13 protein-coding genes are annotated in these 13,717 nt (G+C 58.2%); 5 read left to right on the top strand and 8 right to left on the bottom strand.

All coding sequences use genetic code 11. The features are described from left to right. The first annotated feature begins 22 nt into the window (after window positions 1-22). Window positions 23-910 carry a LysR substrate-binding domain-containing protein gene (locus tag QVF59_RS16605; RefSeq protein WP_287881347.1) on the top strand — a complete coding sequence of 296 codons (888 nt, stop codon included), beginning with the start codon at window positions 23-25 and terminating at the stop codon, window positions 908-910. Between the two features lie 49 nt (window positions 911-959). Further along, a complete protein-coding gene (locus QVF59_RS16600) occupies window positions 960-1,295 on the top strand; it encodes a YnfA family protein (RefSeq protein ID WP_205677490.1) in 336 nt (111 codons plus the stop codon). Window positions 1,296-1,354: 59 nt separating this feature from the next. On the opposite strand, the gene QVF59_RS16595 is transcribed toward QVF59_RS16600, so the two are convergent. From QVF59_RS16595 to aceB, 6 genes are all read right to left on the bottom strand, one after another. Then, window positions 1,355-1,966, bottom strand: coding sequence for a glutathione S-transferase (locus QVF59_RS16595; protein ID WP_159875173.1), 612 nt, complete (start codon window positions 1,964-1,966; stop codon window positions 1,355-1,357). 94 nt (window positions 1,967-2,060) lie between these two features. Then, window positions 2,061-2,756: an SIMPL domain-containing protein gene (locus QVF59_RS16590; RefSeq protein ID WP_159875174.1), complete on the bottom strand. Its 696-nt coding sequence runs from the start codon at window positions 2,754-2,756 to the stop codon at window positions 2,061-2,063. Window positions 2,757-2,898: 142 nt separating this feature from the next. After that, window positions 2,899-3,693, bottom strand: a complete 795-nt coding sequence (locus tag QVF59_RS16585; protein ID WP_287881346.1) for an ABC transporter ATP-binding protein — start codon at window positions 3,691-3,693, stop codon at window positions 2,899-2,901. Then, window positions 3,690-4,592 (bottom strand): ABC transporter permease, encoded by a 903-nt coding sequence (locus tag QVF59_RS16580; RefSeq protein ID WP_287881345.1) that lies wholly within the window; start codon window positions 4,590-4,592, stop codon window positions 3,690-3,692. The genes QVF59_RS16585 and QVF59_RS16580 overlap by 4 nt, the downstream gene beginning before the upstream one ends. 130 nt (window positions 4,593-4,722) lie before the next feature. Continuing rightward, on the bottom strand, window positions 4,723-5,682 hold the full coding sequence (locus QVF59_RS16575) for an ABC transporter substrate-binding protein (protein WP_287881344.1): 960 nt from the start codon (window positions 5,680-5,682) through the stop codon (window positions 4,723-4,725). A gap of 225 nt (window positions 5,683-5,907) precedes the next feature. Then, the gene (aceB, locus tag QVF59_RS16570; protein ID WP_287881343.1) at window positions 5,908-7,503 is read right to left on the bottom strand and encodes a malate synthase A; all 1,596 of its coding nucleotides are present in this window, start codon (window positions 7,501-7,503) and stop codon (window positions 5,908-5,910) included. 149 nt (window positions 7,504-7,652) lie between these two features. Here aceB and QVF59_RS16565 point away from each other — a divergent pair, with 149 nt between their 5' ends. After that, window positions 7,653-8,549, top strand: coding sequence for a LysR family transcriptional regulator (locus tag QVF59_RS16565; RefSeq protein ID WP_287881342.1), 897 nt, complete (start codon window positions 7,653-7,655; stop codon window positions 8,547-8,549). 492 nt (window positions 8,550-9,041) lie between these two features. Continuing rightward, window positions 9,042-10,439: a branched-chain amino acid transporter BcaP gene (gene bcaP, locus QVF59_RS16560; protein ID WP_159875180.1), complete on the top strand. Its 1,398-nt coding sequence runs from the start codon at window positions 9,042-9,044 to the stop codon at window positions 10,437-10,439. A gap of 78 nt (window positions 10,440-10,517) precedes the next feature. Here bcaP and QVF59_RS16555 read toward each other — a convergent pair whose 3' ends face one another. Together QVF59_RS16555 and aceA are read right to left on the bottom strand one after the other, a co-directional pair. Then, the gene (locus QVF59_RS16555) at window positions 10,518-11,072 is read right to left on the bottom strand and encodes a flavodoxin family protein (protein WP_159875181.1); all 555 of its coding nucleotides are present in this window, start codon (window positions 11,070-11,072) and stop codon (window positions 10,518-10,520) included. 233 nt (window positions 11,073-11,305) lie between these two features. Continuing rightward, window positions 11,306-12,604, bottom strand: a complete 1,299-nt coding sequence (gene aceA, locus QVF59_RS16550; RefSeq protein ID WP_103523347.1) for an isocitrate lyase — start codon at window positions 12,602-12,604, stop codon at window positions 11,306-11,308. A gap of 452 nt (window positions 12,605-13,056) precedes the next feature. Between aceA and grpE the strand changes: the two genes are divergently transcribed. Further along, a complete protein-coding gene (gene grpE / locus QVF59_RS16545) occupies window positions 13,057-13,602 on the top strand; it encodes a nucleotide exchange factor GrpE (protein ID WP_159875182.1) in 546 nt (181 codons plus the stop codon). The last annotated feature ends 115 nt before the right edge of the window (window positions 13,603-13,717 follow it).

Raw genomic sequence — 13,717 nt, 5'->3', positions numbered from 1 at the left:
AATTCATGTTAGTTTTTCTAACATGAGACTACTACCCCCCTTGTCTGCCCTGCGCAGTTTTGAAGCCCTGGCCCGTCTGGGAAGTGTTACGCAGGCTGCCAGTGAGCTTCATGTGACACATTCAGCCATTAGCCAGCAAATACGCCAGCTGGAGGAGCTGTTGGGTGTGGTGCTGTTTGTGCGCGAAGGGCGGGGATTGCGGCTGACCGAGGATGGTCGACTGTATGCGCTGCAAGTGCGTATCGGCCTGAGTGAGTTAACGGAAGCTACACGGTTGATACAAGCCAGGCCGCGAGATGGAGAGCTGGTAGTGGCGGTGATGCCGTCCTTTGGTGCGCACTGGCTGCTACCGCGCTTGCCCCGCTTCCAGGCTCGCTTCCCGCAATATCGCATTAGCTTGCGTGCCAGCCTGGACATCCAGGACCTGCGTCAGGGACTGGTGGATATCGGCGTACGCATGGGGCAGGGTGGCTGGGAAGGCTTGCAGCAACAGCATTTGTTTGATGACGAACTGGTGGTGGTGGCTGCGCCGGACTTCCAGCAGGGCAGGCTGCCGCGCACGCCGGCCGAGATCGTGGCGGGGCCAGTGGTGCGTACGGTGGAAAGTTGGATGGGCTGGTGTCAGGCTGCTGGCGTGAATGAACCGTCACAGGCCGGCTTGTGGATCAATGATTCCAATCTGGTGCTGCAGGCGGTGCAGCAGGGAATGGGGGTGGCACTGGAGCGGCGCAGCTTGGTGGATGCAGGGCTGAAGTCAGGTGTGCTGGTGCAACTGAGTGATATTGTTGTGCCGTATCCCTACCCACATTGGCTGGTGTGGCCGCAGCGCGAAAGCTCCCTGCTCAAGCAGCGTGATTTTGCCAGCTGGATGGCGGAGGAGGTTGAAGCGTACCAGCAGGCGCTGGCCTAGTCTCACGGCTGATGCTGGCTACTGTTTACTGGACATGCATGCAAGGAAAATGCGGGTGACATTGCTGAAGTTATTGTTGCTGTTTGGCCTGACTGCCTTGGCTGAGATTACCGGCTGCTATCTGCCCTGGTTGTGGCTGAAGCAGCAGGGTTCGATAGTGTTATTGTTACCGGCGGCCTTGTCGCTGCTGCTGTTTGTCTGGTTATTGACCTTGCATCCTGTAGCAGCCGGGCGTGTCTATGCTGCCTACGGTGGTGTTTATGTTGTGGTGGCTTTATTGTGGCTATGGCTGGTTGATGGTGTCAGACCGAGTAGCTGGGACTTGCTGGGAGCATCGCTGGCCTTGATGGGCATGGCCATCATCATGCTTGCACCCAGACCGTAGTGAGTGCGGCTTGCGCTGAAACAAAAACCGGGCAATGCCCGGTTTTTTTGTCAGTGCGATCAAGAGGCCGGTGGCCGGGTATCGATAAACGATGGCCGGGCTGACAGCCGTTCAAGCAAGTTGGCCAGATTGGGATAGGACTCGCGCCAGTCAATGGCTGGAAAGCGGAAATCCAGATAGCCCAGGCAGCAGCCGACGGCAATATCGGCCAGGCTGTAGCCTTCGCCATTGCACCATTGCCGTTCGCCCAGGTCGGCCGACATCGCGGCAAGACCCCGGTCTATCTTGTCCTGCTGGCGGGCGATCCATTCCGGCATTTGCTTGTCAGCCGGGCGGCGCTGTTCCAGTACGATGGCAACCGCAGCATCGGTAATGCCATCGGCCAGCGCCTCCCAGCGCCGGGTATTGATCAGGCGGCGGTTTTCCTGCGGCAACAGGCGGGCTACCGGGGAAATATTGTCCAGGTATTCCACGATGACCCGCGAATCGAACAAGATGCTGCCATCGTCCAGTTCCAGCGCTGGGACCTTGCCCAGCGGGTTGTACCGGGCGACCTGGCTGTCCGGGTTCCACGGCACGTCCTCTTCCAGCGGGCAATCAATCTTCTTGTCGGCCAGCACGATGCGTACCTTGCGGGCATACGGGCTAGTGAATGAGGCAATCAGTTTCATGGTGGTAGAGTGCTCGGCGGGTCGTAAAAGCGGGCTGATATGTTCAGCCCGTTGTGTTGCTTACTGTAGCGCAAGGTCGCTACAGCATAAAGGGCTAGTTGAGTTCGATCTTGCCATTGATCATGAGTTGCAACTGGCTTTGGCCGGGTTGCCAGTCTGGCTGGGCCACATCGGCTTCCTTGGCCATGGGTGCTGCGGCAGCGCGCATTAACATGGGAGGCCGAAAGGACGGGGCTGCATTGCCGAACTCCAGTTCCTTGATGGTGATGCGGCTCTTACCCAGCGTTTGTGCGGTGATATTGGCCTGGGCCTGCATTTCGGCTAACGCGGCAGGAATCATGGCTTTTTCTGCAGCACGCCTGGCACTATCAGATACGGTGAACTGCACGCCTTCCAGCAGCATGGTTTTTTGCAACTGCGCCACCAGTTCCGCGGCCTGGGTCATGTCCCGGCTCTTCAGGCGGATTTCAGCCCGGCCTTGCCAGCCTTGTATCTTGCCGTTCTTGTCGTAGCTGGGCCAGCTGTTGTAGCTGCCGCTGCTTACTTCCACATGTGGGTAGTTCTTGCCCAGCGCCATGCCCAGGGCAATACCCTTGTTCAGGCGATTGGCCAGTGTGGCGGGCTGTTCACTTTTTTCTTGCAGGTAGAGTGTGGCTTGCAGCTGGTCGTTGGCGACTTCCTGTTGGGCCGAGCCTGACAGGCGCAGTTCGATGCCATCGGCTGCTTTGGCCATGACCGGGGCGATGAGCAGACTGGCTGCCATCATGGAGTGGATAAGTGCGGTCTTCATGCAAACTCCTGCAAAGGTAGACAAACAGGCTTTTGAGCGGGGGTAAGGCAGAAGGTTCGCATATCTGGCCAGGAAATGGCCAGTATCGGTGGGGGAAAGCATGCCGGGCACAGACGATCACCCGGCATGTCGGTGCCTGCACTCAGCCCAGTAGCAGGGCGTCGTCATCCAGTTTTTCGCCACGGGTCTGCTCGAACATGGCCAGCAGATCTGGCACGTCCATGCGGCTGCGTTCATCGCCACTGACATCCAGTACTACGCGGCCCTGATGCAGCATAACGGTGCGATGGCCGTGATCCAGCGCCTGGCGCATCGAGTGGGTCACCATCAGGGCGGTCAGTTTGTTTTCCGTCACGATGCGGTCGGTCAGCTCCAGCACGAAGGCGGCGGTTTTGGGGTCGAGCGCAGCGGTGTGCTCATCCAGCAGCAGCAGGCGGGAAGGCTGCAAGGAGGCCATCAGCAGGCTGACGGCCTGGCGCTGACCACCGGATAGCAAGCCCATGCGGTCGCCCAGGCGGTTTTCCAGGCCCAGCTTGAGTGTGGACAGCTTGTCGCGGAAGGCTTCGCGGTAACTGGCCTTGACGGCGCGCGACAGGCCGCGTCCCTGGCCGCGCTGCATGGCCAGCGCCAGGTTTTCTTCAATGGTGAGTCCTTCGCAAGTACCGGCCAGCGGGTCCTGAAATACGCGGGCAACCAGTGCAGCACGCTGCCAGGCGGACTGACGGGTGACATCCTGCCCGTCAATGAACAGGCTGCCGGTGTCCGGGCTGATGTCACCGCTGATGGCATTCAGGAAAGTGGACTTGCCGGCACCATTGCTGCCGATCACGGTGACAAACTGGCCGGACTCGATGGTGAGCGACAGGCCGCGCAGCACTGGGTTTTCCAAGGGGGTGCCGGGGTTAAAGGTTTTGAACAGATTGTCGGCGCGCATCATGCGGATTTTCCTCCTTGCTTGTTGCGCAGCTTGCCCTTGATTTTGGGCAGTACCAGCGCCAGGCCCACCAGCACGGCGGTAATCAGGTTCAGGTCTTGCGCTTGCAGGCCGATGAAATCGGCATTCAGCGCCAGGGCAATCAACAGGCGGTACAGCAGTGCTCCCAGTACGGTGGCCAGGGTGATCAGCCACAGGCTGCGCGGTGGCAGCAGGGTTTCACCGATGATGACGGCGGCGAGGCCCACCACGATGGTGCCGATGCCCATGGAAATGTCGGCACCGCCCTGGGTTTGCACATACAGCGCGCCGGCCAGTGCAATCAGCGCATTGGACAGCGCCATGCCGGCCAGGGTCATACGGTCGGTGGAGATGCCCTGGGCCCGCGCCATGCGCGGATTGGCACCGGTGGCACGCAGCGCCAGGCCGGTTTCGGAGGCGAAGAAGGCATCCAGCAGCAGCTTGGCAATCACCACGATGACCGCCAGCACGGCAGGCTGGATCAGCCAGGCGTTGTCACTGACCGTGCTGATGAAGGGGGAAAATACCGTGGGCAGGCCGATCAGCGCGATATTGGGTGCGCCCATGATGCGCAGGTTGATGGAGTACAGCGCAATCATCACCAGAATGCTGGCCAGCAATTGCAGGATGCCCAGGCGCACATTGAGCCAGGCTGTGAGCCAGCCGGCCGCGGCACCGGCAATGGCGGCCAGGCCGCAGGCCAGCCATGGGTCGTGGCCACCGGCAATCAGCACGGCAGCCACCGCGCCGCCCAGCGGAAAACTGCCGTCGGCGGTAAGGTCGGGGAAGTTGAGCAGGCGGAAGGAAATCAGTACGCCCAGTGCGACGAGCGCAAAGATCAGGCCGATTTCCAGCGCGCCCATCATTGAAATCAGGGACATGAACACCTCTGCGACATGCCGGCTTGTCAGGGTAGTGGCCGGCAAGCCTGGCCTGGGTGAGGCCGGGCTGTTGAGACGGAAAAAGCCCGGATGGCGGTGAAACCATCCGGGCAGTCAGGCTGGTAACCGCTTACTTGACGGTGTTCTGCGCATCCTTGAGCAGGGCTGCGGACAGCGGTGCACCTTGCTTCATGGCGGCAGACGGGTTCACGGTCAGGCTCAGCTTGCTACCCACTTCAGGTGCAATGGCACCTGGCTTTTCACCCTTCAGGATACGAACCACGATCTTGCCGGTCTGGCGGCCCATATCGTAGTAGTTCATCCCCAGCGCAGCGACGGCACCACGTTTGACCGAGTCGGTATCGGAGGCAATCAGCGGCAGTTTGGCCTGATTGGCCACGGCTACCAGCGACTCATAGGTGGACACCACATTGTTGTCGGTACTGGTGTAGATGGCATCAACCTTGCCGATCAGGCTCTTGGCGGCTGGGGCTACGTCTACGGTACGCGGTGCCGGTGCTTCCACCAGGCTCATGCCACGCTTGGCCAGCTCTGCTTTCAGTTCTTTCACCACGATGGTGGAGTTGACTTCACCCGGGCTGAATACCATGCCGATGCGCTTGGCACCCGGTTTCACCTTCAGGATCAGGTCTACCTGCGGACCCAGCGGCAGCATGTCGGATACGCCGGTTACATTGGTGCCGCTGGCTTTCCAGTTGCTGACCAGCTTGGCGGCAACCGGGTCAGTCACGGCGGTGAATACGATGGGCAGCGTCTTGCTGGCAGCAACCAGTGCCTGTGCAGACGGGGTTGCAATGGCCACGGCTACATCCGGCTTGTCACCAACAAACTTGCGGGCGATCTGGCCGGCAGTGGCCGGGTTACCCTGGGCGCTCTGGTATTGCACCTTGACCTTGTCTTCACCCATGCCTTCGGCCTTGAGCTCGTCGGTCACCCCTTTGCGTGCAGCATCCAGCGCCGGATGGTCAACAATTGCCGTAATGGCAACCGACTTGAGTTCGGCAGCGGAAGCAGACAGGGACAGCACGGCTGCAGCGGCAGCCAGCAGTTGGCGATGGCGTAGGGACATGGCAATTCCTTGTGAGTCAGGATAGATTTTTTTGGAAAATGAATATTTCGCGCAATTTTATTCCAAATTGCAAGATTTTTCTTGCTGCGATGCGCAATAAAATGGCTGAGATTGGATATTGGAGACAGGAAGTTGCCGGTTCGTCGCGCAGGCGAAAAAAAAGCGGCCCGGATCACGGGCCGCATGAGTGTAAGCTGGCAAATTGCCAACCATTGGGTCGATCGTTTAGTCGATGTAGTCGTAACCCGGCAGGGTGAGGAATTCGACAAAGTCATCCGAGGTGGTCAGATGGTCGAACATGCCGGCTGCGTCTTCATATTGCTTGGTCCAGCGATTGCCGTATTCCGCCTTGAGCTTGGCTACTTCAACTGCTTGCAGTTCGCGGAACAGTTCTACCGTGACCTTGCGGCCATCTTCCAGCACGCCCTTGGGGCTGCGGATCCATTGCCAGATCTGTGAGCGGGAGATTTCTGCGGTGGCGGCATCTTCCATCAGGTTGTGGATGGGCACGCAGCCGTTGCCGGAAATCCAGGAGCCTAGATACTGGATACCTACATTAATGTTCATGGACAGGCCGGCTTCGGTGATCGGCGCTTCCGGCTGGAAGTTCAGCAGGTCGGCGGCAGTCACGTTCACGTCCGGACGCTGCTTGGCGATCTGGTTGGGCGCATCGCCCAGCACGCGGCTGAAGGCTTCATTGGCAATCGGCACCAGGCCCGGGTGGGCAACCCAGCCGCCGTCGTAGCCGTCGGTGGCGTCGCGGTCCTTGTCAGCCTTTACGCCGCCCAGCGCCTTGTCATTGGCCACCGGATCATTCTTGATCGGAATCAGTGCCGCCATGCCGCCGATAGCCGGGGCGTTGCGCTGGTGGCAGGTCTTGAGCAGCAGCAGGGCATAGGCACGCATGAAGGGGACAGTCATGGTGATCTGTGCGCGGTTGGCCAGGCAGAAGTCGCGATTCTGCTTGAACTTCTTGATGCAGCTGAAGATGTAGTCCCAGCGGCCGGCATTCAGGCCGGAGCTGTGTTCGCGCAGTTCGTAGAGGATTTCATCCATTTCGAAAGCCGCGAGAATGGTTTCGATCAGCACGGTGGCCTTGATGCTGCCCTGGGCGATACCCAGCTCGTTTTGTGCAAACACGAACACATCGTTCCACAGGCGCGCTTCCAGATGGCTTTCCATCTTGGGCAGATAGTAATAGGTAGCGCTGCCCACGCTTTGCAGATAAGCAATGTTGTGGAAGAAGGACAGGGCAAAGTCGAACAGCGAGCCGGAGACGATCTGGCCATCCACGGTGACGTGCTTTTCCATCAGGTGCCAGCCGCGCGGACGCAAGATCAGCGTGGCGATGGTGTCGTTCAGCTTGTACTGCTTGCCGTCCGGGTTGGCGAAGGAAATGTTCTTGCGGTAGGCATCGCGTACATTGATCTGGCCGCTGACCTGGTTTTCCCAGCTCGGGCAGTTGGAGTCTTCAAAGTCGGCCATGAAGCTCTTGGCACCGGAGTTCAGTGCATTGATCATCATTTTGCGATCAACCGGGCCGGTGATTTCCACGCGGCGGTCCAACAAGTCTTGCGGCAGTGGAGCAATCTTCCAGTCGCCGGCACGGATGGCGGCGGTTTCCGGCAGGAAATCCGGCAGTTTGCCGGCATCCAGTTCGGCCTGGCGTACCACGCGGGCGGCAATCAGCTCACGGCGACGGCCTTCGAACTGGCGGTGCAGTTTGGCGACAAAAGCCAGGGCATCGGTGGTGAGGATTTCTTCAAACGCCGGGGTCAGCGGGGCGAGGATTTCCACGCCTTGCGGAAGGGTGACAGCCATGTGCTTGCTCCTGAAGTAAATGCGTTTATACGGCAGAACCGCTGCCTTTGATCAACAAAATGCTGCATTGCGATGTAAGCAGTGTATCTAGCCAAACAGTAAAAAAAAATGCATAAATAGGCATAACATCTTTTACTTTTAAGTACGCAATGAGCGAACTCAAACAGCTGGAAACCTTTGTTGCCGTGGTCAATCACGGTAGCCTGTCCGCGGCCGCACGCCAGCAGGGGGTTGTGCCGGCCATGATAGGCCGGCGGCTGGATGCGCTGGAGGAGCGGCTGGGGGTGAAACTGCTGGTGCGCACCACGCGCAACGTTACCCTGACGCAGGAGGGTAGCGCTTTCTTCGAGGATTGCCAGCGCATTCTGACCGAATTGTCCGAAGCCGAGGCCGCGGTGGCTTCCGGCAGTGGCCGGGCGCGCGGTCATTTGCGGGTATCCGCCCCGGCCGGTTTTGGCCGCCGTCATGTGGCACCGCATATCGCGGCATTCCAGCAGGCGCATCCGGATATCCGGGTAATGCTGGATCTGTCCGACCGTCTGATCGATCTGCAGCGCGAGCGTATTGACTGTGCCATCCGCATTTCTGATCTGGCCGACTCCTCGTTGGTGGCCATGCGGCTGGCAGAAAATCGCCGTGTGGTGGTGGCATCGCCCGCTTATCTGGCGCGGCATGGCATTCCGCATACGCTGGAGGAACTGGCCGCTCACAACTGCCTGTCGCTTGGCGAGAGCCAAAGTCGTGGCTGGAGCTTTGAACGTGATGGCGTGCTGATCAATCTGCGCGTGGCTGGTCGGCAGGAGTGTAATGATGGCGCCGTACTGCACGACTGGGCGGTCCAGGGGCTGGGCCTGGCCTGGCGTTCGCTGTGGGAAGTAAAGGATGACCTGTCCGAGGGGCGGCTGGTAACGGTGCTGGACCAGTTTGCCTCACCCGACTACCCGGTATATGCCGTGGTGCCACAGCGGCGCTTCCTGCCGGCGCGAGTACGGCATTTTATCGATCATCTGCGCCAGACTTATACCGCAGCCGGTTATTGGGATTAGCCGCTGTCCGGAATGCGCTGGGCATGATTACAGCATGTACTGCTGGTGATTGGTGTGATCACCTTGCCCATGAATGCAGCGTAGAATTTCTCGGGCTTTGCTTATAGATAGGCAGCAGGAGGTTTGAAACAGCGCAAATACATGTTAAATAGGCATGGCATTGCGTTTCTATGGCAATAAATACTGAAAAAGTGACGGTATCGTGCCATTTGCTGCTGATTTTTTTGATGGTATGACAATTCGGGGGCAAATCCTGCTGTCAGATTTGTCCATGAATGGATAATGGATACACTTTGTCCAACTTTCTGGCTTGAACTGTTCCCCCCTTCCTGTAAGATCGCGCGTTTTCCGCGGCAGTGTTCTGCGTTGAGTTGCCGGTCACGAACCGGCACGGACAGGGCAGCTGTGGATGGGCTGAGTATGATCATCTAGGCCGGTTGTCCTGTCGCCCAAACATGGCGGCGGCACCGGTGCACACAGGATAGTCTGAACATGAGTTTGATGCGCAAGAAGAGCGTTCAGGGCATGCTGGAATTTGCCCAGACCGCCAAGGGGCTCCGCAAGGAGCTGTCGGCTTTCGACCTGACCATGCTGGGTATCGGTGCCATCATCGGTACTGGCATTTTCGTATTGACCGGTACAGGGGCAACAGTTGCCGGGCCTGGCCTGGTGCTGTCTTTCATCATTGGTGCCTTTGCCTGTGGCTTTGCCGCGCTGTGTTATGCCGAGTTTGCGGCCATGCTGCCGATTTCCGGTTCTACCTATACCTATGCCTACGCCACCCTGGGTGAGCTGGTGGCCTGGATCATCGGCTGGGACCTGATGCTGGAATACCTGCTGGCATCGTCTGCTGTTTCGGTAGGCTGGTCCGGTTATTTCCAGAGCCTGCTGGGTGGTTTCGGCATCCATCTGCCAGATGCGCTGACGGCTGCTGCCGGTGCTGCTCCGGGTAAAAGTACCATCTTCAACCTGCCAGCCTTTGCCATTGCCATGCTGATTACCGCCTTGCTGGCCTTTGGTATCAAGGAGTCCAAGCGGGTAAACAATATCGTGGTGCTGATCAAGGTGGCGGTGGTGCTGATGTTTATCGCCATCGGTGTGTGGCATGTAAAACCGGTGAACTGGAGCCCGGCGCTGCCTTATGGCATGAACGGTGTATTCCATGGTGCGGCCATCGTGTTCTTCAGCTTCCTGGGCTTTGACGCAGTAACTTGTGCGGCCGAAGAGGTGAAAGACCCGGCCCGTGACATTCCCAAGGGTGTGATCTGGTCGCTGGCTATTTGCTCCATCCTGTATGTGATCGTGTCTGCCATCATGACCGGCATCGTGCCTTACGCCCAGTTTGCCGGTATCGACCATCCGGTATCGCTGGCCCTGCAAGTGGCCAAGCTGGACTGGTTTGCCGGTTTTGTCGATCTTGGTGCCATTCTGGGCATGCTGACGGTGATTCTGGTGATGACCTACGGCCAAACCCGTATTCTGTTTGCCATGAGCCGTGACGGCCTGCTGCCCAAGGTCTTCTCCGAAGTGAATCCGAAATACGGCACGCCGTACAAGGCCACCTGGCTGATTGGCACCATCATCGCCCTGATTGCCGGTTTCATTCCGCTGCATACCCTGGCTGAGCTGGTGAACATTGGTACGCTGGCGGCGTTCTCGCTGATTGCTATTGCCATCATCAAGCTGCGCAAGACCGAGCCTAATCTGCCGCGCAAATTCATGTGCCCGGGCGTGCCCTATGTGCCGGCACTGGCCGTCATCTTCTGCGTATTCCTGATGGCGCAGCTGTCCATGCTGACCTGGCTGTGCTTCGTAGTGTGGCTGGTGATTGGCCTGGTGGTGTACTTCGGCTACTCGCGCAAGAATTCCCACTTGCACAAGCAGGCCTGATTCCGTACTTGCTTCGGTACCTGCCAAAGAAAAAGCCACCTCGCGAGGTGGCTTTTTTGTATCTGCAATGCGGAAAAATCAGCCGCGCAGCTTGGCGGCGATGGCGGCGACACGTGCGCCATATTGTTTGGCGGTGTCCAGATCGCCCTGCGGGATTTCATCCGCGCTGGCATCTGCCGGGGATTGCACCAACAGGCCGACCGAGCCGCCCAGATTGTTGATGTCAGTACGTTGCGCGGCCTTGGTATTGCTCGGCAGCAAACCCAGGCTGACCCAGATGCCGCCATGTTGCGAAGCCAGGGTTTGCAGGGTGATCAGGGCAACCTGCTTGTCGCCGTTCAGGCTGGCGCTATTGGTAAAGCCACCGAATACCTTGTCTTGCCAAGCACGGGTGAACCAGGCCTTGGACGTGGCATCGGCAAATTTCTTGAACTGCCAGCTCGGGCTGCCCATATAGGTGGGCGCGCCAAAGATAATGGCATCGGCAGCGGCCAGTTGATCCCATGCGCTGTCTGCGACATTGCCTTCTGCGTCAATGGCGATGAGTTCGGCATTGGCACCGACAGCCACTTGCTGGGCAACGCGTTGGGTATGGCCGTAGCCGGAATGATAGACAACGACAACCTTGGTCATGGTGTATGCCTTTTCTGCAGATGAGTCGGGAAGGAGTGACGTGCCGTGACCGACGCGCCAAAAAGAATAGCAGCGTCCAGTATAGTGATTGTTCGTGTCAGTACTAGTAGCTTTTGATGAATTGATTGTTTAGCCAGATTTAATAAACGGCAGACAGCAAGCAAAACGCCCGCAGGCGTGAAGCCGGCGGGCGTGGCAGCCAAGGCCGGCAAGCCGGCCCAGGTACAGACTGCTTAGTGGAACTGCTCTTCTTCGGTGGAGCCAGTCAGTGCGGTAACGCTGGACTGGCCGCCCTGGATCACGGTGGTGACATCGTCGAAGTAGCCAGTGCCCACTTCCTGCTGGTGCGACACGAAGGTGTAGCCGCGGTCGCGCGCTGCGAATTCCGGCTCTTGTACCTTCTCGACGTAGGCCGACATGCCGCGTGCCACGTAGTCTTGTGCCAGGTCGTACATGTTGTACCACATGCTGTGGATACCAGCCAAAGTGATGAACTGGTATTTGTAGCCCATGGCACCCAGTTCGCGCTGGAACTTGGCGATGGTGGCATCGTCCAGGTTCTTTTTCCAGTTGAAGGATGGCGAGCAGTTGTAAGCCAACAGTTTGCCCGGATGCTTGGCATGTACGGCTTCGGCAAATTTGCGAGCAAATTCCAGATCCGGCGTACCGGTTTCGCACCATACCAAGTCGGCGTAGTCAGCGTAGGCTACGGCGCGGCTGATGGCTTGTTCCAGACCCTTCTTGGTCTTGTAGAAGCCTTCGGCAGTGCGCTCACCGGTCAGGAAGGGCTTGTCGTTGGCATCGTAGTCGCTGGTGATCAGATCAGCAGCTTCAGCGTCGGTACGGGCAATCACCAGGGTCGGCACGCCGTACACGTCGGCAGCCATACGGGCAGCGATCAGCTTCTGGATGGCTTCCTGGGTCGGTACCAGTACCTTGCCGCCCATGTGGCCACACTTTTTAACCGAAGCCAGTTGGTCTTCAAAGTGAACACCACCGGCACCAGCGCGGATCATGGCCTTCATCAGTTCGTAGGCGTTCAGTACACCACCGAAACCGGCTTCGGCATCGGCCACGATGGGAGCGTAGTAGTCAACAAAACCGGCAGCACCCTTTTCAACACCCTTGGAGTGCTGGATTTCGTCGGCACGGGTGAAGGCGTTGTTGATACGTTCAACCACCTTCGGCACTGAATCCACCGGATACAAGGACTGGTCCGGGTACATGGCGGAGTATTCGTTGTTGTCGGCAGCTACTTGCCAGCCTGACAGGTAGATGGCCTTGATGCCGGCTTTCACCTGCTGCATGGCCTGACCACCGGTCAGTGCGCCCAGACAGTTGATGTAGGGTTCGTTGTTGACCAGGTTCCACAGTTTCTCGGCGCCTTGGCGGGCCAGGGTGTGTTCCACTTGTACCGAACCGCGCAGACGCTCTACGTCGGCAGCGGTATAACCACGCTTGATACCTTTCCAGCGCGGGTTGGTGTCCCAGTCATGTTGAATGGCGGCGATACGTTGTTCGCGAGTAGTCATGTTCAAACCCTTCTCGAATAGTTTTCTCTGCAGACCGGCGAATTCCGGCAATCCTCGGGCTAAATGACGGTCCGGTTTTTCCGGACTGATTTTGTTGACAACGGGTTATAGCCATTGTCCCTGTTGACCACCGGAGGCCCGTGGATGACGGTTTTCCGGGTGGGTCACTTAGCATGTGTGAGCCATTATATGCACAAAAAAAATGGCTTGTGTGCAGTGCAACACCGAAAAAAAACCGATGTTCAAAAGCTAACAATCATGGCGAAAAGTGAAGACCATAATGCGTGCATTTTGTTGCAGTTGCGAAAACAAAAGTCCGAAAACGCACAGCGCGGTGAGGTCCGGTAACAGTGGCTGTGACCGTGGGGCAAGACCTGGGACTTGAATTCCCGTAGAGAGACCTTATCTGGCATCAGGACATCGTTTAAAGCTGATTCACTTGAGGTCTTGCCATGCAGGAAAACCAGAACAACGCGACCAACGAAGCCGCGGTCGACGAAACCATCAACGCTGCAGCCAGCGAACAGGCTGTCGAGCAAACCGCCGAACAGCGCATCGCCGCACTGGAGGCACAGGTTGCCGAACTGCAGGATCAGTTGCTGCGCAGTCGTGCAGATCAGGAAAACCAGCGTCGTCGCAATGCTGAAGAGCTGCTTAACACCCAGAAGTACGCCATCAACAAGTTTGCCCAGGAGCTGGTACCGGTAAAGGACTACCTGGAAATGGCCCTGCTAGACCAGAGCGGCCAGATCGACACTCTGAAAATGGGTGTGGACATGACGCTGAAACAACTGGTGGCCGCCTTTGACAAGGCGCAGATCAAGGAAATTTCCCCTGCAGTGGGCGACAAGCTTGATCCGCACCAGCATCAGGCCATGAGCGCGGAAGAATCCGATGCCGAAGCCAATACGGTGTTACGGGTGCTACAGAAAGGTTATCAGCTGGCTGAGCGCACGCTGCGTCCGGCCATGGTGATCGTGGCCAAGGCGCGTGCCTGACCCGAAAATCATAAAAAGGTTCTTGGCAGCCACTTGAAAAAGACAGCATAGCCAATACCTATGAAGACAACAGGCCACGGCTATCAGCTTTCGGCCGCAGTCGCAACAAATTGAG

It is taken from the genome of Aquitalea sp., from assembly GCF_030150775.1.
GTDB lineage: Bacteria > Pseudomonadota > Gammaproteobacteria > Burkholderiales > Chromobacteriaceae > Aquitalea > Aquitalea denitrificans.
The sequence above is the reverse complement of the archived record's forward strand: the minus strand, read 5'-3'. Positions and strand labels throughout refer to the sequence as shown.

Bases quoted from the DNA above. Each gene is read 5' to 3' on its own strand.
- QVF59_RS16590 (WP_159875174.1), bottom strand. From the start codon at position 2,756: ATGAAGACCGCACTTATCCACTCCATGATGGCAGCCAGTCTGCTCATC.
- QVF59_RS16600 (WP_205677490.1), top strand. From the start codon at position 960: ATGCGGGTGACATTGCTGAAGTTATTGTTGCTGTTTGGCCTGACTGCC.
- QVF59_RS16605 (WP_287881347.1), top strand. From the start codon at position 23: ATGAGACTACTACCCCCCTTGTCTGCCCTGCGCAGTTTTGAAGCCCTG.
- QVF59_RS16555 (WP_159875181.1), bottom strand. From the start codon at position 11,072: ATGACCAAGGTTGTCGTTGTCTATCATTCCGGCTACGGCCATACCCAA.
- QVF59_RS16565 (WP_287881342.1), top strand. From the start codon at position 7,653: ATGAGCGAACTCAAACAGCTGGAAACCTTTGTTGCCGTGGTCAATCAC.
- QVF59_RS16580 (WP_287881345.1), bottom strand. From the start codon at position 4,592: ATGTCCCTGATTTCAATGATGGGCGCGCTGGAAATCGGCCTGATCTTT.
- grpE (WP_159875182.1), top strand. From the start codon at position 13,057: ATGCAGGAAAACCAGAACAACGCGACCAACGAAGCCGCGGTCGACGAA.
- QVF59_RS16595 (WP_159875173.1), bottom strand. From the start codon at position 1,966: ATGAAACTGATTGCCTCATTCACTAGCCCGTATGCCCGCAAGGTACGC.
- aceA (WP_103523347.1), bottom strand. From the start codon at position 12,604: ATGACTACTCGCGAACAACGTATCGCCGCCATTCAACATGACTGGGAC.
- QVF59_RS16585 (WP_287881346.1), bottom strand. From the start codon at position 3,693: ATGATGCGCGCCGACAATCTGTTCAAAACCTTTAACCCCGGCACCCCC.
- aceB (WP_287881343.1), bottom strand. From the start codon at position 7,503: ATGGCTGTCACCCTTCCGCAAGGCGTGGAAATCCTCGCCCCGCTGACC.
- QVF59_RS16575 (WP_287881344.1), bottom strand. From the start codon at position 5,682: ATGTCCCTACGCCATCGCCAACTGCTGGCTGCCGCTGCAGCCGTGCTG.
- bcaP (WP_159875180.1), top strand. From the start codon at position 9,042: ATGAGTTTGATGCGCAAGAAGAGCGTTCAGGGCATGCTGGAATTTGCC.